The 26,585-nt window shown below is 63.5% G+C and carries 20 protein-coding genes; 7 read left to right on the top strand and 13 right to left on the bottom strand.

Going from position 1 to position 26,585, the window contains the following annotated elements; translation table 11 throughout:
• Window positions 1-52: 52 nt before the first annotated feature.
• Together J3D60_RS06930 and J3D60_RS06925 are read left to right on the top strand one after the other, a co-directional pair.
• Complete coding sequence (locus J3D60_RS06930; protein ID WP_253490576.1) at window positions 53-1,258, top strand: Bcr/CflA family efflux MFS transporter; 1,206 nt, start codon at window positions 53-55, stop codon at window positions 1,256-1,258.
• Between the two features lie 78 nt (window positions 1,259-1,336).
• Window positions 1,337-3,277 carry a TonB-dependent receptor gene (locus J3D60_RS06925; protein ID WP_253490575.1) on the top strand — a complete coding sequence of 647 codons (1,941 nt, stop codon included), beginning with the start codon at window positions 1,337-1,339 and terminating at the stop codon, window positions 3,275-3,277.
• Here the strand turns inward: J3D60_RS06925 and J3D60_RS06920 are convergent.
• Both J3D60_RS06920 and J3D60_RS06915 read right to left on the bottom strand, forming a co-directional pair.
• A complete protein-coding gene (locus J3D60_RS06920; RefSeq protein ID WP_253493973.1) occupies window positions 3,274-4,593 on the bottom strand; it encodes a HAMP domain-containing sensor histidine kinase in 1,320 nt (439 codons plus the stop codon). The two genes, J3D60_RS06925 and J3D60_RS06920, sit on opposite strands and share 4 nt — an antisense overlap.
• A gap of 20 nt (window positions 4,594-4,613) precedes the next feature.
• On the bottom strand, window positions 4,614-5,357 hold the full coding sequence (locus J3D60_RS06915; RefSeq protein WP_253490574.1) for a response regulator: 744 nt from the start codon (window positions 5,355-5,357) through the stop codon (window positions 4,614-4,616).
• Window positions 5,358-5,536: 179 nt separating this feature from the next.
• Here J3D60_RS06915 and J3D60_RS06910 point away from each other — a divergent pair, with 179 nt between their 5' ends.
• On the top strand, window positions 5,537-6,403 hold the full coding sequence (locus tag J3D60_RS06910) for a pirin family protein (RefSeq protein ID WP_065941741.1): 867 nt from the start codon (window positions 5,537-5,539) through the stop codon (window positions 6,401-6,403).
• Between the two features lie 67 nt (window positions 6,404-6,470).
• Here the strand turns inward: J3D60_RS06910 and pcsA are convergent, their stop codons facing one another.
• Both pcsA and J3D60_RS06900 read right to left on the bottom strand, forming a co-directional pair.
• On the bottom strand, window positions 6,471-7,187 hold the full coding sequence (gene pcsA, locus J3D60_RS06905; RefSeq protein WP_027606368.1) for a phosphatidylcholine synthase: 717 nt from the start codon (window positions 7,185-7,187) through the stop codon (window positions 6,471-6,473).
• Between the two features lie 148 nt (window positions 7,188-7,335).
• Entirely contained in the window at window positions 7,336-8,262 is a 927-nt protein-coding gene (locus J3D60_RS06900; RefSeq protein WP_253490573.1) for a class I SAM-dependent methyltransferase, read from the bottom strand.
• Between the two features lie 191 nt (window positions 8,263-8,453).
• Between J3D60_RS06900 and mdeB the strand changes: the two genes are divergently transcribed.
• On the top strand, window positions 8,454-11,132 hold the full coding sequence (gene mdeB, locus J3D60_RS06895) for an alpha-ketoglutarate dehydrogenase (protein ID WP_253490572.1): 2,679 nt from the start codon (window positions 8,454-8,456) through the stop codon (window positions 11,130-11,132).
• Between the two features lie 54 nt (window positions 11,133-11,186).
• On the opposite strand, the gene J3D60_RS06890 is transcribed toward mdeB, so the two are convergent.
• From J3D60_RS06890 to J3D60_RS06875, 4 genes are all read right to left on the bottom strand, one after another.
• A complete protein-coding gene (locus J3D60_RS06890) occupies window positions 11,187-12,524 on the bottom strand; it encodes an MFS transporter (RefSeq protein ID WP_253490571.1) in 1,338 nt (445 codons plus the stop codon).
• Window positions 12,525-12,673: 149 nt separating this feature from the next.
• The gene (locus J3D60_RS06885; RefSeq protein WP_253493972.1) at window positions 12,674-13,534 is read right to left on the bottom strand and encodes a DMT family transporter; all 861 of its coding nucleotides are present in this window, start codon (window positions 13,532-13,534) and stop codon (window positions 12,674-12,676) included.
• A gap of 208 nt (window positions 13,535-13,742) precedes the next feature.
• On the bottom strand, window positions 13,743-14,363 hold the full coding sequence (locus J3D60_RS06880) for a LysE family translocator (RefSeq protein ID WP_065941736.1): 621 nt from the start codon (window positions 14,361-14,363) through the stop codon (window positions 13,743-13,745).
• Between the two features lie 321 nt (window positions 14,364-14,684).
• Entirely contained in the window at window positions 14,685-16,250 is a 1,566-nt protein-coding gene (locus J3D60_RS06875; protein ID WP_253490570.1) for a PAS domain-containing methyl-accepting chemotaxis protein, read from the bottom strand.
• 163 nt (window positions 16,251-16,413) lie between these two features.
• Here J3D60_RS06875 and J3D60_RS06870 point away from each other — a divergent pair, with 163 nt between their 5' ends.
• The gene (locus tag J3D60_RS06870) at window positions 16,414-18,612 is read left to right on the top strand and encodes an OsmC domain/YcaO domain-containing protein (RefSeq protein ID WP_253490568.1); all 2,199 of its coding nucleotides are present in this window, start codon (window positions 16,414-16,416) and stop codon (window positions 18,610-18,612) included.
• 63 nt (window positions 18,613-18,675) lie between these two features.
• Here the strand turns inward: J3D60_RS06870 and J3D60_RS06865 are convergent, their stop codons facing one another.
• On the bottom strand, window positions 18,676-19,842 hold the full coding sequence (locus J3D60_RS06865) for a cystathionine gamma-synthase (protein ID WP_253490566.1): 1,167 nt from the start codon (window positions 19,840-19,842) through the stop codon (window positions 18,676-18,678).
• Entirely contained in the window at window positions 19,839-21,215 is a 1,377-nt protein-coding gene (locus tag J3D60_RS06860) for a pyridoxal-phosphate dependent enzyme (RefSeq protein ID WP_027608450.1), read from the bottom strand. The genes J3D60_RS06865 and J3D60_RS06860 overlap by 4 nt, the downstream gene beginning before the upstream one ends.
• Window positions 21,216-21,461: 246 nt before the next feature.
• On the opposite strand from J3D60_RS06860, the gene atzF reads away from it, so the two are divergent.
• On the top strand, window positions 21,462-23,258 hold the full coding sequence (gene atzF, locus J3D60_RS06855; protein ID WP_253490564.1) for an allophanate hydrolase: 1,797 nt from the start codon (window positions 21,462-21,464) through the stop codon (window positions 23,256-23,258).
• Between the two features lie 2 nt (window positions 23,259-23,260).
• On the top strand, window positions 23,261-23,953 hold the full coding sequence (locus tag J3D60_RS06850; protein ID WP_065941731.1) for a GntR family transcriptional regulator: 693 nt from the start codon (window positions 23,261-23,263) through the stop codon (window positions 23,951-23,953).
• Between the two features lie 532 nt (window positions 23,954-24,485).
• Here J3D60_RS06850 and dapA read toward each other — a convergent pair.
• From dapA to J3D60_RS06835, 3 genes are all read right to left on the bottom strand, one after another.
• Window positions 24,486-25,349, bottom strand: coding sequence for a 4-hydroxy-tetrahydrodipicolinate synthase (dapA, locus tag J3D60_RS06845; RefSeq protein WP_065941730.1), 864 nt, complete (start codon window positions 25,347-25,349; stop codon window positions 24,486-24,488).
• Between the two features lie 323 nt (window positions 25,350-25,672).
• Entirely contained in the window at window positions 25,673-26,152 is a 480-nt protein-coding gene (locus J3D60_RS06840) for a VOC family protein (protein ID WP_253490562.1), read from the bottom strand.
• Between the two features lie 33 nt (window positions 26,153-26,185).
• Window positions 26,186-26,578 (bottom strand): ester cyclase, encoded by a 393-nt coding sequence (locus tag J3D60_RS06835; protein ID WP_253490560.1) that lies wholly within the window; start codon window positions 26,576-26,578, stop codon window positions 26,186-26,188.
• Window positions 26,579-26,585: the final 7 nt, after the last annotated feature.

The following is a 26,585-nucleotide window of genomic DNA, read 5'->3' as shown; positions in this document are numbered from 1 at the left end:
TTTACGCATATTATGGTCGAAATATAAATAAATCCAGCCTCGGATAATCCCCATGTCGAACGCCCCGGCCCCATCGCGAAGCTTGTTGTTTTTACTGGTGGCCTTGACGGCGCTGGGTGAAGTCTCGACCCAATTGATCATTCCAGGCTTGGGTCTGATCGAGCACGCCCTGTTGGCGCCACCGGGTTCGGCGCTGATGGCACTGTCGGCGTTTGTCGCCGCCTTTGGCCTGGGGCAACTGCTGTTCGGCCCGCTGTCGGACCGCATCGGCCGCCGTCCGGTGCTGCTCGGCGGGCTGCTGCTGTATGTGCTGGCGACCTTGTCGATGCTGCTGGTCAATGACATCCAGCAATTTATCGCCGCTCGCGTCGTGCAAGGCCTCGGCGCCTGCGCTGCGCTGGTACTGGCGCGCACCGTGGTGCGTGACGTGTGGAAGGCCGAAGCGGGGCCGGCGTTGGCGCTGACCATGATCGGCATGCTGTACGCCATCGTCGTCGCACCGATGGTCGGCGGCCTGCTGATCAAGCTGCTGGGCTGGCGTGCGCCGATCCTGCTGGCGCTGGTGATTGGCAGTGGGGTGTTGCTGCTGGCGCTGCTGTTCTTCCGCGAGAGCAACCACTACCTAGACCCCAAGGCCGGCCACTGGCGCACCCTCGGCGGGCAATACCTGGACCTGCTCAAGGGCCGCCGGTACCGCGCGTTCGCCGTGGCGCTGGCGTGTACCTATGGCGCCATGTTCGCGGTGATCGCCGGTTCCTCGGCGGTGTTCATCAACCTGCTGGGCTTGAGCAGCCTGGAGTACGGCATCAATTTCGGCTTGATCGTGTCGATGCTGATCATCGGTTCCACGTACACCCGGCGCAACATCCAGCGCCTGGGGCCGCAACGGATTGTGGCGATGGGCGTGGCGCTGGTGGCCATGGGCGGGATTGCCGCACTGGTGATTTATGCGCTGGTTGGCCTGTCGGTACTGGGCCTGGATATTCCCATTGCGCTGGCGACCCTCGGCGGCGGCCTGGTATTGCCCGGGTCTGTGACCGGTGGGGTCATGCCCAACGCTCACCGCGCCGGTTTGGCGGCGGGCTTGATGGGCTTTGCGCAGATGTTCGGCGCGACCTGCAGCGGCCTGTTACTGAGCCATCTGCGCGACGGCAGTGCCACACCGATGATCGTGATCCAGGCGTGTTTTGCCGTGACGGCCTTCGTGGCCTTCCATCTGTTGCGTGAGCGCCGTACCGCGGAGGTCGCGGCGGCTTGAGCTGTCACACTTTGTCCAAGTTATTCGGGGCTGGATGATTACGATTCTCTTTTGAGTCTAATCCGAAGGTCTTCGCCCATGCTGCCTGCTTTTCGTTTCTCGCCCCTGGCCCTGCTGGTTGCCGCCAGTCTTCATGCCCACGCCGATGAGCCTGTTGCACTGGAACTCAATGATGTAGTGGTGACTGCATCCGGTTTTGCGCAAAGCGCGGAAGACGCGCCGGCCTCGGTCACCGTGATCGATGGCGAGGCGCTGCGTCGCAAGTCTTATCGCGACCTCGGCGACGCGGTTAAAGACGTGGAAGGCGTGACCGTCAACGGCGGTGCGAATGAAACCGACATCTCCATCCGTGGCATGCCGGCCGACTACACCCTGATCATGGTCGACGGCAAGCGCCAGAGCGCGCGGGAATCGCGGGTCAACGGCAACAGTGGCTACGAACAGAGCTTTGTGCCACCCGCCGCGGCCATCGAGCGGATTGAAGTGGTGCGCGGGCCGATGTCGTCGCTGTACGGCTCGGATGCCATCGGCGGGGTGATCAACGTGATCACGCGCAAGGTCTCACCGACCTGGGGCGGCTCCGTCGGGTACGACTACTCGGCGCGCCAGCACAGCGACCAGGGCAATGCACGCCAGACCCAGTTCTACCTCAGTGGTCCGCTCAAGGAAGATTTCCTCGGTTTGCAGGTGTGGGGCCGCTACCTGGACCGCCAGGCCGATGACGACATCGAGCAGACCAATGGCTTCAGCAAGGCTGACCACCGCGACCTCACCGCGCGCCTGGCCTTCACCCCCACTATCGACCACGACATCCTGCTGGAAGCCGGCGCCACGCGCTTGAAGAATGGCGACGGCATGAGCGCCAACTGGGCCACCCGCGAACAGGAAAACAACCGCGATCACTGGTCGCTGTCCCATCAGGGTCGCTGGGGCTGGGCCACCTCGGACGTTGCCTTGTCCCAGGAAACCTCCAGCCGTGAAGGCAAGGCGACGCCGGCGCAGACTGACATCTACGGGCGCAAACCCGAGATCAAGAACACTGTGTTTGACGCCAAGCTGGTGGTGCCCACCGCCCACAACGTCAGCACCGTGGGCGTGCAATGGAATAAAAGCGAACTGACCGACTGGAACCAGGGCCTCGGTGACCGCGTCGACTATAAATTCTCGGTGGTGCAAAAAGCCCTGTTCGCGGAAAACGAGTGGTCGATGACCGACAGCTTCGCCCTGACCACCGGCCTGCGCCTGGATGAGCACGAAGAGTACGGCGCCCACGTCAGCCCACGGGTCTACGGGGTGTGGCGCGCCACCGAGCAGTGGACGTTCAAGGGCGGTGTTGCACGTGGCTTTAAGGCCCCCGAGCTGCGTGCGGTCGTCGAGGATTACGCCTACCTGCGCCGCAACCGCTTCGTGATGTTCGGTAACCCGGACCTCAAGCCCGAGACCAGCACCAACTATGAAGTCTCGGCGCTGTGGAGCAACCGCGACAACCTGTCCGGCGGCGTGACGCTGTTCTACAACGACTTCCAGGACAAGCTCTCCACCGTCACTACCGACCGGCGCTGGAACGGCTACACCATCATGGAGCGGGTCAACGTCGACAAGGCGATCATCCAGGGCGTTGAGCTCAACGGCCAATGGGACATCAACCCCAGCGTGCTGCTCAAGGCCAACTACACCTACACTGACTCCGAGCAGAAAAGCGGTGCCAACAAAGGTGCGCCCCTGGCCCTCACCCCTGAGCAAAAAGCCAATGTGCGCACGGAATGGACCATTAACGATCGCACCCAAGTCTGGGCTTCGCTGAGCTACTACGGCGAGGAAACCGGCAACACCATCACCACCGACGAACCGGCGCCGGGCTACACCACCGCCGACCTGGGCGGCTCCTATGACGTGAGCGATTCGTTGACCCTCAACGCCTCCCTCAACAACCTCACCGACAAGCGCCTGGACGATGAAACCTATGGCACGGTGAACTACGGCCGCACCCTGTGGATGGGCGCCACGCTCAACTTCTAGAGCGCTGTGGGCAATCGCACCACCGCGCACAGGCCGGCCGGTGGGCGATTCTCCAAGACCAGTTCACCGCCATGGGCCTGGATGCACGACCGTGCGATCGCCAGGCCCAGCCCCACGCCGCCGTCACTGACACCCCGTTGTACGAAGGGCTCGAAGACTTTGCTCAACCACGCTTCGGGCAAGCCTTGGCCGTGGTCGAGAATCTCGATGCGCAGCCAACCGTTGTCCTCGCGAACCAGGCTAAGGTCGGCATCGCCGGCGTGGCGCAGGGCGTTGTCGATCAGGTTCGTCAGTGCGCGCTTGAGCGCCAGCGGGCGGCAGGTCAGCAGCAACGCGGGTGCGCCGGCCCAGGTGACGGGCTGTTGCAGGCGTTGGTAACGCTTGGCCAGGTCATCCAGCAGGTTGCTCAACGAAAGCGTGGCAGTCGCTTCCTGCACCGATTCGTCGCGCACGAAATTCAGGGTTTCACGCACCATTGCACTCAGTTCCCCGAGGCTTTCGAGCATGTCATCGCGGGCTGCGCCGGGCTCCAGCAACTCCACTTGCAGGCGCAGTTCGGTGATCGGCGTATTCAAGTCATGGCTGACCGCTGCGAGCATCCGCGTGCGGCCTTCGACATGCCGGGCGAGGTTGACCTGCATGGTGTTGAAGGCGGCAGTCAGGTCGCGGGCTTCCTGTGGGCCGGTTTCCGCCAGCGGGGCGATCCATTCACCGCGGCTGACGCGCTCGGTGGCCTGGGCCAGGGTCTTGATCGGGCGCACCACGCGGGCGATGAAAAACATCACGATCAGCAGCACCGGCAGTGTGGTCACCGGCAGGCTGTAGGCCAGGACGCGGCCCCATTCATAGGCGCCGGCGGGGTATTGCACGGCATTCAGGTAGGTACCGTTGGGCAGCGGCACGCTGCTGCGCAGGCGCAACGGCGCCCACCCGGCGGGGCTGAACACATGGGTGCGGGCGTCGGCACCGCTGATGCGTTCCAACTGCATGCCAATGGCGGCGCTGTTATCCAGCTGTAATTGGTGGCGCAGCTCGTTGGCCAGGCGCTGTTCTTCCGGGCGTTGCGCAAACGGCGCCACCTCCGGCGTGGGGCCGATCCAGAAGCGCGTGTCGTCGGTGCTCATGCCGGCCAGCAGGTGCGCGGTTTCACTTGGGGTCAGGTCGATTGCCGTGTGATGGGCAATCCCCAGGCGTTCCAGGCTGAAACTGCGCGACAGCGGGTGGATCAGGCTGCCGGTGCGTTGCAAAAACAACATCGCAATGGCGTTCGACGCCAGCAGTGCCAGCAACAACAACAGGCTCAACTGCCGTGCCAGGGAGCGCGGCCACAGCCGGCTCAAGGTGTGCATTCGCTGACCTCGGACGCCAATAGATAGCCGCCGCCCCAGATGGTGCGTAACAGTTCCGGGGTGGCATCGCCCTGGGCCAGCTTGCGGCGCAGGCGGCTGACCTGACGGTCGATAGCGCGGTCGCTGACATCGCTGTCGGCGGCGGCGGTGAGGTCGATCAAGCGTTCGCGGGGCAGCAGGGTGTTGGGGTGGGCGAGGAACACTTGCAACAGCCGGCTTTCGGCAGTGCTGAGCCGGATGGCCGGGCTGTCGTCGCGGCGCAAGGTGGCGCTGGCCACACTGAAGTGCCAGCCGGCGAACTCATAGGCCCGTGCGCCAGCGCCGGGCGCGGTGGGGCCGGTTGCGCGGCCCTGACGGCGCAGCACGCTGTTGATACGCGCCACCAGCTCCCGGGGCTCGAACGGCTTGGTGACGTAATCGTCGGCACCCAGGTCCAGGCCGCGTATGCGGTCGGCGGCAGTGTCGCGGGCGGTCAGCAGGATCACCGGGGTGTTGCTGCGCCGATGCAACTGGTTGCACAACTCAAAGCCATCGCCATCCGGCAGCAGCACGTCGAGCACCACCACATCGAACGCCCGGGTCTTGAGCAATTGCCACATGCCGGCCGCGTCTTCAGCGGTGCGCACCTCAAAGGTGTGACGTCGCAGGTACGTAGCCAAGGGTTCGCGAATCTTGCGGTGGTCATCCACCACCAGTACGCGCGGTGCGGCAGGCGCAGTGGCAAACGGCATTGCAGCCCTCGAGGGTTGAGCGGGAGAGGGCGGATATTACTACGAGTCATTATCATTAACGCTGTTTTTGTGAGGGTGCAGCCGTAGATCGTCCTGCGGGTAGGACGATCAAGGTTGTTTTTACCGTCTAGCGCCGAATTGCTGCGGGTTTTAAGGTGTATGCACTTTGGAGGACTACCATGAAAAAACTCATCGGCATCTACACCAGCCCTCGCGCCCATTGGGTCGGCGACGGCTTCCCCGTGCGTACGCTGTTTTCCTACGACTCGATGGGCAAGCACATCAGCCCCTTCCTGCTCTTGGACCACGCCGGGCCGGCCGATTTCACCCCGACAGACCAGCGTCGCGGCGTCGGCCAGCACCCCCATCGCGGCTTTGAAACCGTGACCATCGTCTACGATGGCGAAGTCGAACACCGCGACTCCACCGGCGCCGGCGGCAAAATCGGCCCGGGCGATGTGCAATGGATGACCGCCGCCAAGGGCATCCTCCACGAAGAGTTTCACTCCGCCGCCTTCGCCCGCAGCGGCGGCGCGTTGGAGATGGTGCAACTGTGGGTCAACCTGCCCGCCAAGGACAAAATGGCCGACGCGGGCTACCAGACCATCGTCGACGGCGATATCCCCGTGCTGCCCCTGGCCAACGACGCCGGCCACCTGCGCCTGATCGCCGGTGAATTCGCCGGCACCCAGGGCCCGGCGCGCACCTTCACGCCGATCGATGTGTGGGACCTGCGCCTCAACGCCGGCAAGCCCGTCACCCTCGACCTGCACGCCGGGCGCAACACCGCCCTGGTGATCCTGCGCGGCACGGTGCTGGTCAATGGCGAAGAAGTCGCACGCCAAGGCCAACTGGCGTTATTCGAACGCGACGGCCGCCAACTCACCCTGGAGGCCAACGACGACGCCAAGGTCCTGCTGCTCAGCGGCGAACCGATTGACGAGCCTATCGTTGGGCATGGACCGTTTGTGATGAATACCGAGCAGGAGATTCACCAGGCGTTTGCGGATTTCCAATCGGGTCGTTTTGGGCGGATGCAGGATTAAAGGTCGGCCACAAGGCCAATGTGGGAGGGAGCAAGCCCCCTCCCACAGTTGAACGGTGTTCATCTGGCTATTTGTGAGTCCCCATCCACTCCAGCGCCGTGCGCCACACGCAGATCCCGAGGAAATACGCGGACATCACCGACCACAACCCAAACGTCCACGGGTTGGTGTTGGGATAATCCACCACCATCAAGAAGCTGCACAGCAACCAGATGGTGGTCACTGCGATATTGATCGGCATGAAGCGCTTGACCCGGAACGGGTGCAGGAACTTCATCGGCGTCACGGTCAGCAGGGCCAGGCCGATCACGGTCAGCAAGGTGACCCAGGCGTCCGGCTGGATGATGTATACGCACAAGGCCACCACGTTCCAGGCGGCGGGGAAGCCGACGAAATAGTTGTCCTTGCTCTTCATGTTCACGTTGCAGAAGCAGAACAGCGATGACACCAGGATCACCGACACCGTGAACAGGTGGGTAAAGTCCGGCAGGTCGATATAGCGGTAGATAAACAGGGCCGGAATAAACACATAGGTGAGGTAATCGATCACCAGGTCCAGTACCGAGCCGTCAAAGCTGGGCAATACCGTGCTGACATTCACCCGTCGCGCCAGGGAACCATCCACGCCGTCTACCACCAGGGCCAGGCCCAGCCAGAGCAGGCAGGCCTTGGGTGAGTTTTCCAGCAGCGCCAGGGTGGCCAGGAAGGCCAATACCACACCGGTGGCGGTAAAGCCGTGGGCGCCCCAGGCTTTGATTCTGGCTACATGCAGGGTCGATATCACGGGCGGTTCTCCAAAAGGTGAAACGGGGCAGCCGACAACGTGACGCTGTCGAGTCTGGCCGGGGAATGCAGGTATCGACCGGGAAGGGGGTCATAAGGTTCACCGCCCGGCGCATCCCATAGCGTAGCAAGCGTAGGACGTTTCGGCATCAGCCTTGGCGAAACACCAGCGCCTTGAGGCCACTTTGCGCGTCGATATCCGGAAATTCCGGCGGGTTTTGCAGCCGTTCAATAAAGCGCAGGCCCGGTGCTTCGCGGGTGACGCCGTCGATCAGGAAGTCTTCGCCGAAGGCCGGGTCGTTCATGCACGCCAGGACAGTGCCCTGGGCCGTGAGCAAATCCGGCAGGCGACGCAGTACGCGCTGGTAGTCCTTGGTCAGCAGGAAGCTGCCTTTCTGGAAGGACGGTGGGTCGATGATCACCAGGTCGTAGGGGCCGCTGTGGGTGACCTTGGCCCAGGATTTGAACAGGTCGTGGCCGAGGAAGGTGACCTTGCTCAGGTCATGACCGTTGAGGCGGTGATTATCGCGGCCACGGCTCAGGGCGCCACGGGCCATGTCCAGGTTCACCACGTGGCTGGCGCCGCCCTCGATGGCCGCGACCGAGAAGCCGCAGGTGTAGGCAAACAGGTTGAGCACCCGCTGGCCCTTGGCCTGCTCGCGCACCCAGTTGCGGCCGTAGCGCATGTCGAGGAACAGCCCGCTGTTCTGCTTTTTGCCCAGGTCGATCAGGTAACGCAGGCCGCCTTCGGTGATGGTCAGCTCGTCGATGGCTGCGCCCACCAGCCATTCCGTGGTGCTTTGCGGCAGGTAGCGGTGTTGCAGCGCCACGCTGTGAGCGCCGAATTGGCCCCAGTCGAAGTCGATCAACAGCTGTTTCAACCCCTCCAGGTGGGGCGCTTCGGGCTCTTTGAACAGCGCGACCAGCACCACGCCTTGCAGCCAGTCCACGGTCAATTGCTCCAGGCCCGGCCAGCAGCGGCCACGGCCATGGAACAGGCGCCGGGTTTCAGTCGGCGGGCTGGCCAGGGCGGTGAGCAGGTGGGCGTGCAGGGTAGCGAGAGCGTCTGGGTTCATCGTTGAGCGTCGGTCATTGAGCGGGCGGCATTTTAAACACACTGGTGAGGTTTCGGGTTGATTGAGCACAACGTGCTGGGAAAAAGCCCATGGGCAGTGATTCATGCTCAAAATTCTATAAACCGCGCCTGATAACAGGCAAAAAATCCTCAGGCACCGACATAAACTGGAAAAAAAGCCCGGAGGTGCCCATGAACGGTTTCGCGAGTGCAGTGAATCACACAGCCCTGGATCAACCAGAGCTCGACGAATGGCGTGACGCGCTGGCGTCGTTGGTAGCCAATGCCGGCCCTGAGCGCGCACGCCAGATCCTCGACCTGCTGGTCCGCGACGCCAGCGCCCCGCACATCGACTGGAAACCCCGGCACGGCACGCCCTACATCAATAGCATCAGCGTCGAGCAGCAACCGGCGTTTCCCGGCGACCTGGCCACCGAAGAGCGCCTGGCCTCGCTGGTACGCTGGAACGCCCTGGCCATGGTGGTGCGGGCCAACCAGGCCTATGGCGAACTCGGTGGCCATATCGCCAGTTACGCCAGTGCGGCGGATTTGTTCGAGGTGGGTTTCAATCACTTTTTCCGCGCCCGCAATCACGACTTTGGCGGCGACCTGGTGTTCTACCAACCCCATTCGGCCCCCGGCATTTATGCACGCGCCTTCCTCGAAGGGCGCTTGAGCGCGGACGACCTGGCCCACTATCGCCAGGAACTCGGTGGCGCCAAGGCCGGGGCGCGTGGGTTGTGCAGCTACCCGCACCCGTGGTTGATGCCGGACTTCTGGCAGTTCCCCACCGGCTCCATGGGCATTGGCCCCATCAGTTCGATTTTCCAGGCGCGCTTCATGCGCTATCTGCAGCATCGCGGCCTGCAGGACACCGCCAAGCGTCACGTGTGGGGGGTCTTCGGCGACGGCGAAATGGACGAGCCGGAAAGCATGTCGGCCCTGACCCTGGCCGCGCGCGAAGGCCTCGACAACCTGACCTGGGTGGTCAACTGCAACCTGCAACGCCTCGACGGCCCGGTGCGTGGCAACGGGCGGATCATCGACGAGCTGGAGGCGTTGTTCGCGGGGGCAGGGTGGAACGTGATCAAGCTGGTCTGGGGTTCGGACTGGGACGCCTTGCTCGCCAAGGACGCCGACGGTTCCCTGGTCAACACGTTGTCGAGCACCGTGGACGGTCAATTCCAGACCTTCGCCGCCAAGGACGGGGCCTACAACCGCGAACACTTCTTCGGCCAGAGCGCGGCGCTGGCCAGCCTGGTCGAGGGCATGAGCGATGAGCAGATCGACCGCCTCAAGCGTGGCGGCCACGACATGGTCAAGATCCACGCCGCCTATCATGCCGCGCGCCGGGTCAAGGGCAAGCCCACGGTGATCCTGGCCCAGACCAAAAAAGGCTTCGGCATGGGCGAGGCCGGGCAGGGCAAGATGACCACCCATCAGCAGAAGAAGCTCGATCGCGAGGCGCTGCTCGCGTTCCGCAACCGCTTCCAGTTGCCGCTGAGCGATGAGCAGGCCGAGTCGCTGAGCTTCTTCAAACCCGCGGATGACAGCCTCGAGTTGCGCTACCTGCATCAGCGGCGCACGGCCCTGGGCGGTTATGTGCCCAGCCGTAGCCAGGCTGCAGCACCGGTAAACGTACCGCCCATGAGCGGTTATGCCGGTTTCGCCACGGCGGCCGACGGCAAGGAAATGTCCACCACCATGGCCTTCGTGCGCATGCTGAGCAACCTGCTCAAGGACAAGGCGCTCGGGCCGCGCATCGTGCCCATCGTGGCGGATGAGGCGCGCACCTTCGGCATGGCCAACCTGTTCAAGCAGATCGGCATCTATTCCAGTGTCGGCCAGCGTTATGAGCCGGAAGATATCGGCTCGATCCTCAGCTACCGCGAGGCCACCGACGGGCAGATTCTTGAAGAAGGCATCAGCGAGGCCAGTGCCATCAGTTCCTGGGTCGCGGCGGCCACGAGCTACTCGGTGCATGGCCTGCGCATGCTGCCGTTCTACATCTATTACTCGATGTTCGGCTTCCAGCGCGTCGGCGACCTGATCTGGGCCGCCGCCGACCAGCGCGCCCGTGGCTTCCTGCTCGGTGCCACGGCCGGGCGCACCACCCTCGGCGGCGAGGGCTTGCAGCATCAGGACGGCAGCAGCCATCTCACCGCCGCCACCGTACCCAACTGTCGCGCCTACGATCCGGCGTTTGCCGGTGAATTTGCGGTGATCCTCGACCACGGCATGCGCCAGATGCTGGAGCAGGATGTGGACGAGTTCTACTACGTGACCCTGATGAACGAAAACTACCCGCAGCCAAGCCTGCCCGCAGGCGTGGAGGCGGCGATCATCAAGGGCCTGTATCGCCTGGAAGGCGCCGTCGACGCCAGGGTGCGCCTGCTCGGTTCGGGTACCCTGCTGCGTGAAGCCCAGGCCGCCGCGCGGTTACTGGCTGAGGATTGGCACGTGGCGAGCGAGGTGTACAGCGTGACCAGTTTCAGCGAACTGGCACGGGAGGCGCGGGAAGTGGAGCGCTGGAACCGCCTGCATCCGCGGGCCGGCAAGCGCGTCAGTCACCTGAATGATTGCTTGCCGGCAGGTGCACCGGTGATTGCCGTGTCCGACTACGTTCGGGCGGTCCCGCAGATGATCGCGTCCTATCTGGACTCCAGCTACACCGTGCTCGGCACCGATGGGTTTGGGCGCAGTGATACACGGGCGGCGCTGCGGGATTTCTTTGAGGTGGATCGGCATCACATCGTGTTGGCGGCGCTTACCGCGTTGGTGGAGCAGGGCAGTCTTGAACGCCAGGTATGCCAGCAGGCCATTGAACGGTATGGCTTGCTGGCGGATCGCAACGCCTCCTGGACCTGTTAACCCCTCCGCAGTTGTAGCCCCGGCGAGGCTGCGCAGGCCGTGACTCGAACGTGCTTAACGCGAGAGCAGCGGCGCTGCGCTTTTGTCCTCGGTGCCCACGTCATGCAGGGAAATCCTCGCGGTCTCCGGCAGCGCCAGCCCGCCCGCCAACGCCAGCAACGCCACGGCAATCAGGTAGAACGCCGGTGACAGGTTGCTGCCGGTGGTGCTGATCAACCACGTGGCCATCAGCGGCGCGGTACCGCCGAAGATCGTATACGCCATGTTGTAGGTAATCGCCGAAGCGGTATAGCGCGTGCGGGTCGGAAAAGTCTCCGACAGCAACGCCGCCGTCACCACACCGCACAATACTGCACCGACCGCCAGCAACATCACCCCGACAATGGACGCCGCGAACGAACCGGAACTGGCCATCAGGAACGACGGGTACACCACCACCATCAACAACACGCACGCCGTCATCACCGTGACCCGACGCCCCACGCGATCCGAATACAGCCCCGCCAGCGGGCAGATCGCCGCGGCGAAGATCAGCGCGATCAGCGACACCAGCAACGCCATCGCCCGACTCAGCCCACCGGCCACTTGCAGGTACGTCGCAAAGTAGGTGGTGAACATATAAAACGACAGCGCCGTCAGTGACACAAAAGCGCCCAGGCAGCAGATCGCCGCACCATGGTTGCGCAAGGTTTCCTTGAGCGGCGAGTGGGCCACCGCATGCTCCTGCTTCACGGCCTGGAAGGCCGGCGTCTCATCCAGCTTCCAGCGCAGGTAAAGGCCCACCAGGCCCAGCGGCGCGGCGATCAGGAACGGCAGGCGCCAGCCCCAGTTGCCCATGGCCTCGGCGGACAATGACGCTTCGAGTGCGTACGCCACCACGGCTGCGGCGGCGAAGGCGGAGAACGTCGACACCGGCACGAAGCTGCCGTACCAGGCGCGTTTGTCCCGGGGCGCGTGCTCCATCAGATAGGCACAGGCACCGGCGTATTCGCCGCCGGCGGAGAAACCCTGGGCGCAGCGGATCAGCGATAACAGGATCGGCGCCGTGACGCCGATGGCGGCGTAGGTGGGCAGCAGGCCGATCAAGGTGGTGGCGCCGGCCATCAGCAGGATGGTCATGGCCAGGGTGCGCTTGCGCCCGATACGGTCGCCGAGCATGCCGAAGAAAATCCCGCCCAGGGGCCGGAAGGCGAAGGCGACGGCGAACACCGCGAAGGTTTTGAGCAAGGCCGCGCTGGCGTCGCCGCTGGGGAAGAACTGTTGGGCGATGGTGGTGGCGAGGAAGCCGTACACGGCGAAGTCAAACCATTCGACGAAGTTACCGATGCCGGCGGCGATGATGACCTTGCGCAGGGTTTGGGGGCTTACCTGTTCGGTGGAGGGGCTCGTCATGGGGAAGGCCTCGGAAGGGGGGCGGGGATGCTGGATTATCCGGGGAGGGTGTTGGGCGGCCGGGCTCAAAAGAGTCGTCCGCATAGTCAGTAGCGACCGGGTGGGATGGGGGAGGCAGGAATTGGGCCAGGTCAGGCGGGGATTTATCGTTACCGGGCAGACTTGCGATAGGTCAGCAGCACAATCCCGGTCACCACGATGACGCCGCCGACTATCTGGCCGGCGCTGAGCATTTGATCGAGCACGACCCAGCCCATCAACAGCGTGGCCAGCGGCTCAATATTCATGACCGGCGCATTGCGCGGCATGTCCAGGCGCGGGACCGACATGAACAGCACGATAAAACCGGTGCCATACAGCACCACCAACGTTGCGAGTGCCAGCCAGCCGGTACCCGTGGCCGGCGGGTTCAGGCCGCCGGGAAGGGCGCCGCTGAGGCCGGCGAGGTTGACGCTGCTGAACACGATGAAGATGGTCAGCAGGCTGCGCACGGAGCCGCGTACCTGGGACAACTTGTGGTCGGTGATCCACAGCGCGCAGGCGAACACGAAGGCGGCGCAGAAGGCCAGGCCGACGCCGAGCAGCCAGTGCGGGCCGATATCGGCATGGCCTGAGAGGCGGCCGGGTACGTCCAGCACAAACACCAGGCCCACCAGAATCAAGCCCATCAGCAAGGCGGTGCGCGCCGTCGGACGTGGGCCGCCGAATGCCCAGGTGAGCAGGGCAAGCAGAATCGGGAACACGTTACCCACCAGCAGCGCCAGCGCCACTGGCACGCGGGCGACGGCGGAGTAGAGGCACAGGCTCTGGGTGGCGATAAGCAGGCCCAGCAGCACTTGCCAGCGCCATGCACCTGCGGGCAGGCGCAGGCTTTGGCGTTGCCACAGTACCAGCACCGCCAGCACCAGCAAGGTGCAGCCTGAACGCAGCAGAATGGCCAACAGCACACCGGCGCCGTCATCGAAGGCGACGCGAGCGGCGATGTGATTGCCGGCGAAGGCACAGCCCATGCAGAGCAGAATCAACACGGCAATGGGGCGGGAGAACAGGGCGGGGGCAGTTTGCGTCGGGGCAGGCGGAGTCATGCTGGGGCTCGGGCGGTTGGCGCCATCGTCGGGGATGGCGATTTATTTTTAGGTTGTCGTACAACTTCGCGACGGGGTGATTTGTAGCGTGTTTGCGCCGAGGGAGCAAGGAGGGATTTGGTCTGGAAAAAACTCAGCGCCTGCTGAGCGCGAGCTTTGCGGCAAACAGCAAGAAGATCACACCGGTGGTGCGATCCATCCATTGGATGACCTTTTCGCGGCGCAGGAACCCGGACAGCGACTGCGTGGCGCCGATCAATACCAGCGACCACAGCAGCCCGAGCAGCACATGGATGCCCACCAGGCCGAAGGTCCAGGCAATCAGCGAATGCCCTTGGGGGATAAATTGCGGCAGGAACGACACGTAGAAAATCCCCACCTTGGGGTTCAGCACATTGCCCAGCATGCCCTTGATAAACCAGTTGCCGCCGGGCTTGCCATCGGCTGAAGCGGGTGCCAATGAGCGGCGCGGACGCACCAGCATGTTCAGCCCAAGCCAGGCCAGGTAAGCCGCGCCGCAGTACTTGAGCAGATTGAACGCCATCTCCGACACCGCGATCAGCGCGCCCAGGCCAAAGGCAACCGCGGCGCCCCACACCAGGCAACCCGCGTTGATGCCCAGCGTGGCCTGCAGCGCCTGGCGCTTGCCTTCCACCGTCGCGGTGCGCAGGACCAAGGCGGTGTCGAGCCCGGGCGTGAGGGTCAGCAGGGTGGCGGCGAAGGTGAAGGCGAGGAGGTTGTCGGCGATGGACATGAGCGGGCTTCATGCAGAGGGATGAGTGGGCGTTAACCCAAGCTTGGCATGAGTGGTTATCTTGTGGCGAGCGGGCTTGTTGTGGCAAGCCGGTTTGTTGTGGTGAGTAGGCTTACTATGGTGAGCGGGCCTTTTGTGAGTGACCGGGCTTGTTGTGGTGAGCGGGCTTGCCCCGCGCTGGGCTGCGAAGCAGCCCCACTCAAGATCACTGTGTTCCATCAGACAAACCGCAGTGCCTGGTTTTGGGGGCGCTTCGCAGCCCAGCGCGGGGCAAGCCCGCTCACCACAGTAAGCGGGCTTACTAGAGAAGCTTGTCTGCCTTTAGCGGTTGAAGCGCTCAACCAACGCGTATTGGGTGGCCGCGGTATTCGTCAGTTCCTTGCTCAGGTCCGTGGATTGATGGGCTTGTATCGAGGTCTGGTCGGCCAGTTCGGCGATGGTGGTGATGTTGCGGCTGATCTCCTCGGCGACGGCGCTTTGTTCTTCGGTGGCGGCGGCGATCTGGGTGGTCATGTCGGTGATATGCGACACCGCTTCGCTGATCCCCACCAGGGCCTGGTCCGCTTCCAGCACCCAGGTCACGCCTTCCTGGGCCTGGCGCTGGCCGTTTTCCATGCTTTGCACCGCGTTGCTGGAGGATGCCTGGAGCTTGGTGATCAGCCCATGGATCTGGGTGGTCGATTGTGACGTGCGCTGGGCCAGTTGGCGCACTTCGTCGGCTACCACGGCAAAGCCTCGGCCTTGTTCGCCGGCCCGTGCCGCTTCGATTGCAGCGTTGAGGGCGAGCAGGTTGGTTTGGTCGGCGATGCCTTTGATCACATCCACCACGCTGCCGATTTCGTCGCTGTCCCTGGCCAGTTGCGCCACGGTCACCCCGGTCTCGCCGACCATGGTGGACAGACGCTCGATGGCTTCACGGGTATCGCGCGCCACTTCGCGGCCGCGCCCGGTCAGCACGTTGGCCTGTTGGGTGGCGTCGGCGGTGCGTTGTACATGGCTGGCGACTTCCTGGGTGGTCGCGGCCATCTGGTTGACGGCTGCCGAGACCTGTTCGGTTTCCACGCGTTGGCGGTTCAGGCCTTTGGCACTGGCGGCAGCCAACTGATCGGATTGCCCCGCCAGGGTACTCAGTTGTTCGGCGCTGTCCTGCAGGCGGGTGAGGCAGGTTTTCAGGCGCGCGGTCTGGCTGAGAAACGCGGTTTCCAAACGCGACTGTGGGCCGCGTGCGTCACTGTACATCTGCGCGATCAAGGAATCCGACGTCGAGGGTTCGACCCCCTCCAACAAACGCAGGGTACTGCCCTGGCGCCAGTGTGAGCACAGCAGGCCCACCGGCAGCGCGACCGCCACGGCCACTGCGACGGCCACCGGTGCACTGAGGAACAGCCCGGCGACGCTGCCAGCCACACCGGTGGCCATGTACGGCACGCAACTCAGTGCCGCCGGCAGCCAGGCATCCTGGCGCGGCACGCCTGGCTTGCCTTGGCTCAGACGCCGGTAGAGGGCCTGGGCGCGGCGGATTTCATCGGCCGTGGGCTTGACCCGCACCGACTCGAAGCCAACGACCCGGCTGCCGTCGAAGATCGGCGTGACGTAGGCATTGACCCAATAGTGATCGCCGTTTTTCGAGCGGTTCTTGACGATGCCCATCCACGGCAGGCCTTGCTTGAGCGCACTCCACATGTGCGCGAAAACGGCGGGTGGCACGTCGGGGTGACGCACGATGTTCTGGGGCGCGCCGATCAGGTCGGCGCGTTCAAAGCCGCTGATATCGACGAAGGCGTCGTTACAGTAAGTGATCATCCCTTGAATATCGGTGGCGGAGATGAGTTTTTGCGAAGGCGCGAGTGAAATCTCGCGCTGTGTTACAGGCTGGTTGTTGCGCATTCCGACTACTCCCTGGTTGCACACAGTCCATCGGCGGCATTGGGCAGAAGATTAATGCGCATGGCTCATTTCGCCAGCCACTGGTCAAAAGCCTGAAACTTCCCGATGAAAAACCTCATAATGGCGGCCATTTTTGTTTAGCCCGTTATTCTGGTGTGCCCCCATGGAAATCAAGGTCAACTTTCTCGACAACCTCCGGCTTGAAGCCAAGTTCGATGACTTCACGGTGATTGCCGACCAGCCTATTCGCTATAAAGGCGATGGCTCGGCACCGGGGCCGTTCGATTATTTCCTGGCCTCGTCGGCGTTGTGCGCGGCGTACTTCGTCAAGTTGTACTGCAGCACGCGCAACATCCCCACGGACAATATTCGCCTGTCGCAGAACAATATTGTCGATCCGGAAAACCGCTATAACCAGATCTTCAAGATCCAGGTCGAGTTGCCGGCCGATATTTCCGATAAGGACCGCCAGGGCATCCTGCGTTCCATCGACCGTTGCACCGTGAAGAAAGTGGTGCAGGCCGGGCCGCAGTTCGTGATCGAAGAAGTGGACAACCTCGATGCCGATGCCCAGGCCTTGTTGATGCCGAGCGCGGGCAGCGAGGCGGGCACTTATATTGCCGGCAAGGACCTGCCGCTGGAGCAGACCATCGCCAACATGTCCGGGATCCTTGCCGGCCTGGGCATGAAGATCGAGATCGCCTCGTGGCGCAATATCGTGCCGAACGTGTGGTCGCTGCATATCCGCGACGCCCATTCACCGATGTGCTTTACCAATGGCAAGGGCGCGACCAAGGAGGGCGCCCTGGCGTCGGCGTTGGGCGAGTTCATCGAGCGGCTCAACTGCAACTTCTTCTACAACGACCAGTTCTGGGGTGAGGAACTGGCCAACGCGCCGTTCGTGCATTACCCGGACGAACGCTGGTTCCAGCCGGGCCCGAATGACGAGCTGCCCAGCGAAATCCTCGACGCGTACTGCCTGAAGGTCTACAACCGCGACGGCGAGTTGCGCGGTTCGCACCTGTTCGACACCAACTCCGGCAATGAAGCGCGCGGCATCGTTTCGCTGCCGTTCGTGCGCCAGTCGGATGGCGAGGTGGTGTATTTCCCGTCCAACCTGATCGAGAACCTCTACCTCAGCAACGGCATGAGTGCCGGCAACACCCTGGCCGAGGCCCAGGTGCAGTGCCTGTCGGAGATTTTCGAGCGGGCGGTGAAGCGCGAAATCATCGAGGGAGAATTTGCCCTGCCGGACGTGCCGGCTGAAGTACTCGCGAAGTACCCGAGCATCCTGGCGGGTATTGCAGGCCTGGAAGCCCAGGGTTTCCCGGTGCTGGTCAAGGACGCGTCCCTGGGCGGCGAATTCCCGGTGATGTGCGTGACCTTGATGAACCCGCGCACCGGCGGCGTGTTCGCCTCGTTCGGTGCCCACCCGAGCCTGGAAGTGGCGCTGGAACGCAGCCTCACCGAACTGCTGCAAGGCCGCAGCTTCGAAGGCTTGAACGACCTGCCGCAGCCGACCTTCGAAGGCCAGGCGGTGACCGAGCCGAACAACTTCGTCGAGCACTTTATCGACTCCAGCGGTGTGGTGTCGTGGCGCTTCTTCAGCGCCCAATCGGACTACGAATTTGTCGAGTGGGACTTCTCAGGCGAAGGTGAAGACTCCAACGCCCAGGAGGCCGCCACCTTGTTCGGCATCCTCGAAGGCATGGGCAAGGAAGCCTATATGGCGGTGTACGAACACCTCGGCGCAACCGCCTGCCGCATCCTGGTGCCGGACTACTCGGAAATCTACCCGGTGGACGACCTGATCTGGGACAACACCAACAAGGCGCTGTTCTTCCGCGAGGACATCCTCAACCTGCACCGCCTGGACGAAGCGGAATTGCAGGCGTTGGTCGAGCGCCTGATCGAAAGCGAGCTGGACGACTACACCGACATCACCACCCTGATCGGCATCGAGTTCGACGACAACACGGCCTGGGGCCAACTGACCATCCTCGAATTGAAGCTGCTGATCTTCCTCGCCTTGCAGCAGTACGAGGAGGCCAAGGAGTGCGTGGAGATGTTCCTGCAGTACAACGACAACACCGCCGAGCGTGGCCTGTTCTACCAGGCGATGAATGCGGTGCTGGAGATGGAACTGGACGACGACCTGGAACTGGCGGACTACGAAGCCAACTTCCGCCGCATGTTCGGCAATGAACGGATGGACGCGGTGATCGGCTCGGTCAACGGCAGTGTGCGCTTCCATGGGCTGACGCCGACCAGCATGAAGCTGGAAGGGCTGGACCGGCATTTGCGCTTGATCGAGAGCTACAAGAAGCTGCATTCGGCGCGTGCCAACATAGTCCAGGTGTAACGCATACCCAATGTGGGAGGGGGCAAGCCCCCTCCCACAGTTGATCCCTGTTGCCTGGGGGATTTATATACGGGCCAAGGCTTGCGCCAGGTCCGCTCGTAGATCGTCCACGTCCTCAACCCCCACCGACAACCGTACCAGCCCGTCGCCAATCCCCAACTGCGCGCGGGTCGCCGCCGGGATGCTGGCGTGGGTCATGATCGCCGGGTGTTCGATCAGGCTTTCCACACCGCCCAGGCTCTCGGCCAGGGCGAAGAGCTTAACGGTTTCCAGGAAGCGCGTGGCGCCGGCCAGGTCGCTGTTCAAGTCCACCGAGATCATCCCGCCAAACCCGCGCATCTGCCTGCGCGCCAGTTCGTGCTGGGGGTGGGATGCCAGGCCTGGGTAATAGACCCGGGATACCTGCGGTTGCCGTTCCAGCCAGGTGGCGAGGTCGAGGGCGTTGCTGCAATGGCGCTCCATGCGCAGCGCCAGGGTTTTCACGCCGCGCAGGGTGAGGAAGGCGTCGAACGGGCCGGCGATGGCGCCGACCGAGTTTTGCAAAAAGCCCACGCGCTCGGCCAACTCGGGGTTGTCGCCGACGATGGCGATACCGCCGATCACATCGGAGTGGCCGTTGAGGTATTTGGTGCTGGAGTGCACCACGATGTCGAAGCCCAATTCCAGCGGACGCTGGATCCACGGGCTGGCGAAGGTGTTGTCGGCCACGCAGAGAATGCCGCGGCTGCGACAGATACGGGCGATGGCGGCGAGGTCGGTGAGGCTCAGCAGCGGGTTGCTCGGGGTTTCGACCCAGACCATGCGCGTGTCGTCCTGCAGGGACGCTTCGAACGCCGCCACATCACTCAGGTCGACAAAGCTGAAACGGTGCCCGGCACTGCGCTGGCGCACCTTGTCGAACAGGCGGAAGGTGCCGCCGTAGAGGTCGTTGCCGGACACGATATGGGCGCCGGCATCCAGCAACTCCAGCACCGTGGAGATTGCTGCCAGCCCGGACGCGAAGGCAAACGCCTGGCTGCCGCCTTCGAGATCGGCCACGCAGCGCTCCAGGGCAAACCGCGTGGGGTTGTGGGAGCGGCCGTAGTCGAAGCCCTTGTGTACGCCGGGGCTGTCCTGCAGGTAGGTGGAGTTGGCGTAGATCGGCGGCATCAGCGCGCCCGTGGTCGGGTCGGGTGATTGCCCGGCGTGGATCACACGGGTGGCAAACGCGCTTTTGTCGGGCTGGCTCATGCAAGGGATCTCCGCAGGTGGTTGAGCAGGTCGACGCGGGTGATCAGGCCGTGAAAGCCCGCCGCGTCGGCAATGATGGCGACCAGGCCGCGATCCAGTTCAGCCTGCAATTCGGCCAGGCTGGCGCCGGGGGCCAGGGTGTGGACTTTGTCGCTCATGGCGCTGGCGACCATCATGGAGAAGTCCGCCGCGTCATGGTGCAGGCCCAGCAGGATGTCGGACTCATCGATCACCCCCACCAGTTCGCGGCCGTCCACCAGCACCGGCAGTTGCGACACGTCCGCCAGGCGCATGCGCTGGAAGGCGGTGAGCAGGGTGTCGTCGGGGCTTACGCTGATCACGCGGCCATCTTCGAAGCGCCGCGCGATCAAGTCGCGCAGGTCGCCGTAGTGCTTGTAGTGCAGCAGGCCCGCATCGGTCATCCATTGGTCGTTGTAGACCTTCGAGAGGTAGCGGGTACCGGTGTCGCAAACAAAGGTGACCACGCGCTTGGGCACGGTTTGTTCGCGGCAATAGCGCAGCGCGGCCGCGAACAGGGTACCGGTGGAGGAACCGCCGAGAATGCCCTCGGCCTTGAGCAGTTGGCGGGCGTGGTCGAAGCTGTCTTCATCGCTGATGGAGTAGGCGTGGCGCACGCTGGACAGGTCGGCAATCGACGGGATGAAGTCCTCGCCGATGCCTTCCACCGCCCACGAGCCGGGTGTTTCCAGCTTGCCGCTGCGGCTGTATTCGGCCATCACCGAACCCACCGGGTCGGCGAGGACCATTTCCAGCTCGGGCTGCACCCGTTTGAAGAAGCGCGTCAGGCCGGTGAGGGTGCCGGCCGAGCCGACGCCCACCACGATCGCGTCCACATCGTGTTGGGTCTGTGCCCAGATCTCCGGCGCAGTGCTGGTCTCGTGGGCCAGGGGGTTGGCCGGGTTGTTGAATTGGTCGGCGAAGAAACAGCCGTCAATCTCCTTGGCCAGCCGCGCGGCCATGTCCTGGTAATACTCGGGATGGCCCTTGCCGACATCGGAGCGGGTGATATGTACCTCGGCGCCCATGGCCTTGAGGTGCAGCACTTTTTCCGTGGACATCTTGTCGGGCACCACCAGCACCACCCGATAACCTTTCGCCCGGCCCACCAGCGCCAGGCCCAGGCCGGTGTTGCCGGCGGTGGCTTCAATGATGGTGCCGCCGGGGCGCAGGCGGCCGTCGCGCTCGGCGGCGTCGATCATGGCCAGGCCGATGCGGTCCTTGATGGAACCGCCGGGGTTCTGGGATTCAAGCTTGAGGAACAGCGTGCAGGGGCCGGTATCGAAACGGCTGACCCGAACCAGCGGCGTGTTGCCGATCAGCTCGAGTACGGCAGGGCGGGGTAGTGTGGGCATGTCGTCACCTGGGGGCTTAGGGTGGGGGGACAGCAAATTGCGCAGCATGGTCTGGAACAGTAGGTCGGTATCGGGTCGGTCGCAACCGAGGGGTCGATTGAATGTCTTTTTTTGGCGCATGGACGATGCCCGGGTGCGCCATCTACGCGCACGTTTTGCGGCGATACCCTTGTATTCATTGGCAGAGTGACCTGGCGTGGGCTTTGCTTAGATAAATCCAAACTTGGATACAAGATGGAGTTTCCCATGCACAACGTTGTTGGCTGGACCCTCGGTGAATGGCAGGCCGCTTACCGCAGCAGCGCGATCACGCCGGACATTTTGCTAACCCTGGCCGCGCAATACCCCGCCGAGGACAGCGCCTGGATCGCCCGCGCTCAACCGCAGGCATTGGCCGAGCAACTGGCGCAGTTGAGCGAACGATTGGCAGCCCAGGGCGGCGATATGACCCGGCTGCCGTTGTATGGCGTGCCGTTTGCGATCAAGGACAACATCGACGCGGCCGGCTGGGACACCACTGCCGCCTGCCCCGAATTTGCCTATCGCGCGCCCCGGGATGCCTCGGTCGTGCAGAAGCTGCGCGCCGCCGGCGCAATCCTGATGGGCAAGACCAACCTCGATCAGTTCGCCACCGGCCTGGTGGGCACCCGCTCGCCGTATGGCGCGGTGGGCAACAGTTTCAATGGGGATTACGTCAGCGGCGGCTCCAGCTCCGGTTCTGCGTCGGTGGTCGCCCGTGGCCTGGTGGCGTTTTCCCTGGGCACCGACACGGCGGGCTCCGGGCGTGTACCGGCGGGGTTCAACAATATCGTCGGGTTGAAGCCGACCAAGGGGCGTTTGTCCAATACCGGCCTGGTGCCGGCTTGCCGCACGGTGGATTGCGTCTCGGTGTTTGCGTTGACCGTGGAAGATGCCGAGACCGTCGCGCACGTTGCGGCGGGATACGACGCCAGCGATGCCTATTCCCGCGCCAACCCCAACACGGCGCCAGTGGCGGTGGGCGCTTCGATCAAGCTGGCCATCCCGGCGGCCCTGGAGTTTTTCGGCGATACCCAGAACCAGGCCGTGTTCGAACAGGCGGTCGAGCACTTCAAGGCGCTGGGCGCGGTAATCACCCCGGTGGATTTCACTGCGTTCAAGGAACTGGCGGACCAGCTGTACTTCGGCCCTTGGGTTGCCGAACGCACCGTAGCCCTGGAAAGCATGCTGGAAAACCAGCCCGAGGCAATCAACCCGGTGGTGCGCGGCATTGTCGAAAATGGCCGCCGGTACAGCGCCTGCGACGCCTACAAAGCCGAATACCTGCGGGCCGAACTGAGCCGCCGTATCAATGACAGCCTGGCCGGTTTCGATGCCTTGCTGGTGCCGACTTCGCCAACCCTGCGCACCATGGCCGAGATGGCGGAGGAGCCGGTGCGCTACAACTCGCAGTTCGGCTACTACACCAACTTCACCAACCTGGCCGACCTCTCGGCCCTGGCGCTGCCGGCCGGTTTGCGCGCCGATGGCTTGCCCAGCGGCATTACTTTGCTCGTACCGGCCTGGCATGACACGGCGCTGGCGCACCTGGGCAAGCGCTGGCAAGCCAGCCTGGAGCTGCCTTTGGGCGCCACCCAGCGCTATCTGCCGGCACCGTCCGCACCCGCCCAAGCCCCCGGCTGCGTGCGCGTGGCGGTGGTGGGTGCACATCTCACCGGCATGCCACTGAATGTCCAACTGACGACGCGTAACGCGGTGCTGGTGGAGCAAACCCTGACGGCCGACACCTACCGCCTGTACGCGCTGCCCGGCACCGTACCGCCCAAGCCAGGGCTGGCCAAGGCGGACAGCGGTCGGGCGATCATCGTCGAGCTGTGGGACATGCCCCTGGCACGCTTCGGCGAGTTCGTCGCCGAGATTCCCGCGCCGCTGGGGATCGGCAACCTGCTGCTGGCGGATGGGCGCAGCGTCAAAGGTTTCATCTGCGAGCCCTGGGCACTGGCCGACGCCCTCGACATCACCGAGTTCGGTGGCTGGCGCGCCTTTATTGCGAGTCGCGGTTAAGCATGCGGGCCAAGACACGCCCCGACAGCCTGGCCGAGCAGATCTACGCCCAGCTCAAGGCGGATATCTTCGACTTCCGCCTGCTGCCGGGCGATCGTTTCAGCGAAGGCGAGGTGGCCGAACGCATGCACGCCAGCCGCACGCCGGTGCGTCAGGCGCTGTATCGCTTGGAACGGGAAGGGTATCTGGAGGTGTATTTTCGCAGCGGCTGGCAGGTGAAACCTTTCGATTTCGCCTACTTCGAAGAGCTCTACGACGTGCGCATCGTGTTGGAACTGGCGGCTGTCGGCCGGTTATGTGCGATGGACGAACCGAACCCGATGCTGCAGGCGTTGCAGGCCACCTGGCAGGTGCAGGAGGGCGAGCGCCTGGAGGACGCCCAGGCCGTATCGGCGCTGGATGAGCGTTTTCATTGCGCGTTGGTGGAAGCCACCGGCAACCGTGAAATGGCGCGCATGCACTACGCCATCACGGAGCAGATCCGCATCATCCGGCGGCTCGACTTTACCCAGGCGCCCCGCATTGCTGCGACGTACGAAGAGCATGGGCAAATACTTGCGGCCATCGTGCAACGCCAGGCTGACCAGGCGCAGCACCTGCTGAAACGGCATATCGAACTGAGCAAGCAGGCGGTGCGCGAGATCACGTTGCACCGGTTGCATACGGCCCGGCAGGTGGAGGCGCAGATTTCCTGATGCCCTGAGCTTCTGTGGTGAGCGGGCTTGTTGTGGTGAGCGGGCTTGCTGTGGTGAGCGGGCTTGCCCCGCGCCGGGCTGCGCAACAGCCCCAATCAGGCTCCCTGTGTTCTGTCAGGTAAACCGCAGCGCCTGGTTTTGGGTCTGCTGCGCAGCCCAGCGCGGGGCAAGCCCGCTCACCACAGGTTACGAGTAGTCCTCAGATCACGTGGGCACGTGGAGGTGCACTCTCGAATGCGTTATTGGGTGAGTCTGCGCAAGCTTATTGTGATGAGCGGGCTTGCTGTGGTGAGCGGGCTTGCCCCGCGCTGGGCTGCGAAGCAGCCCCAATCAGGCTCCCTGTGTTCTGTCAGGTAAACCGCAGCGCCTGGTTTTGGGTCTGCTTCGCAGCCCAACGCGGGGCAAGCCCGCTCACCACAGGTTACGAGTAGTCCTCAGATCACGTGGGGTGTGGAGGTGCACTCTCGAATGCGTTATTGGGTGAGCCTGCGCAAGCTTATTGTGGTGAGCGGGCAAGCTCGCTCACCACGGGTTACTGGGCCTGGCGTGAAAGCCTTTGCAGCTTTGCGATGACCGCCTGGGTTGCCCGCTGCATCGGCGCCCGCAACTCACTCTCGATCAAACCCTCCAGCGCCAGTGCGGCTTTCACCGGCGCCGGGTTGGGCTCCATGAACAGTGTGTTGATCAACGGCACCAAGCCAAGGAACGTCGCCCGCGCCTCAGCCAACTGGTTATCCCGTACCTGTTGCCACAGCGCTACAAACTGTTCGGTGCACACATGGGCCGACGCGGCAATCGCACCGCTGGCGCCCAGGCACAGCGCATTGAAGATCTGCAGGTCCTCGCCACACAACACATCCACCTCACCGCTGGCCAGCATCGCAAGGGTATTGCCCAGGTTGCCGCCGCAGTCCTTGATCGCCACGATCTGCGGGTGCGCGACGATGTTCAGCAAGGTCGCCTGCTCGAAGGTCACGCCGGTACGGTAGGGAATGTCGTAGAGAATGATCGGCACGCTGGACGCATCGGCCACCGTGCGAAAGAACGCTTCAAGGCCGGCCTGAGAAGGGCGGATGTAACTCGGTGCCGGCACCAGCAAACCCGCCAGCGGGCGCTTGAGGACCTCGACCTGGAATTGCAGCAATTCAATCTGGTTATTGCCCGCCAGGCCCATCACCACACGGTGGGCGGGCACCTGTTGCAATACCGCATCCAGCACGGCCAGTTGTTCCTGGCGGCTGAGCGATGCGGCTTCGCCGGTGGTGGTGCACACCATGATCCCGGCCACGTGCTTGTCCAGCAGGTGGCTGACCAGGCGGTGCAGGCCGACAAAATCGATGGCGCCATCCTGGAACGGCGTGACCACGGGAACCCAGATACCTTGAAACGATGACATGCACTTTCTCCTGATGATTGACCGTTTGAGTCACCGTCAGAAAGGCATGGGCAATTGTGCAAGGGGGGAGGGAGTCCGCGCTCAATGTCCTGTCAGCTCATCTGACGGGACAGCGCGCCCCGGTCACATGAGCGACTGTTTCTTCGATTTGAGGGCGTGCGCCACGCAACCTTGCGCCTTGGCAATCAAGCCAATGACGGAAAGGTTAACCACTGAGGTTGCGGACATAAGCTGACACACCCATGAAGACTGGGGCTATCTTCATGGAATATTACGAGGTGTGTCAACTTCCCCCGTGGCTTGAATGCACCGGTGCAGGTGGCTCAGCCTTTTATCGCGGCTTCAATCGCCGCAATGTCGATTTTGGTCATGGTCATCATCGCGTCGAAAGCACGCTTGGCTATTGTCGGGTCAGGGTTGGCCACCGCATCGGTCAACACCCGAGGCGTGATCTGCCACGACAATCCCCATTTATCCTTGCACCAACCGCAGGCGCTGGCCTGGCCGCCGTTGTCGATAATGGCGTTCCAGTAGCGATCGGTTTCGGCCTGGTCATCGGTGGCGACCTGGAAGGAAAACGCTTCGCTGTGGGGGAATATCGGGCCGCCATTGAGGCCGATGCACGGGATGCCCATCACGGTGAATTCCACCGTGAGCACATCGCCCTGTTTGCCGGACGGGTAGTCGCCGGGGGCCAGGTGCACGGCGTCGAGCGTGCTGTCGGGGAAGGTGCTGGCGTAGAAGCGCGCAGCCTCCTCGGCGGTGCCGTTGTACCAGAGGCAGAGGGTGTTCTTGGGTTTCATGATCGGTCTCCACGGACAATGGGTCCATGGAGTTTAGACGGCCAACTGCCGTTCGATCGCCGCCTTGTCGATCACCGACCAGACCTGGGCGATTTTGCCGTCGACGAACGTGTAGAAAACGTTCTCCGAGAACGCCACCTTGCGACCATTGATCGCCAGCCCGAAAAACTCGCCCCGGGGCGTGACATTGAAGTTCAGCCGGCTGGCGACGGTGGGCGGATCGGCGATCAGCAACTGGATGTGGAACACCAGGTCGGGGATCTCGCGAAAGTCGCGCTCCAGCATGGCGCGATAGCCCTCCAGGCCGACCACCTTGCCGTTATAGGCCACGTCAGGGTGGACGAAGTCGCCCAGGCGGTTCCAATCCTGCCGGTTGAGGCAATCGATGTAGCCGAGGTAAAGGTCGGCAAGTTGGTTGCGGGTCATGTTTTTT

It is taken from the genome of Pseudomonas sp. S3E17, assembly GCF_024168685.1.
GTDB classification, from domain to species: domain Bacteria; phylum Pseudomonadota; class Gammaproteobacteria; order Pseudomonadales; family Pseudomonadaceae; genus Aquipseudomonas; species Aquipseudomonas marginalis.
This window is presented reverse-complemented; position numbering and strand designations above follow the sequence as displayed.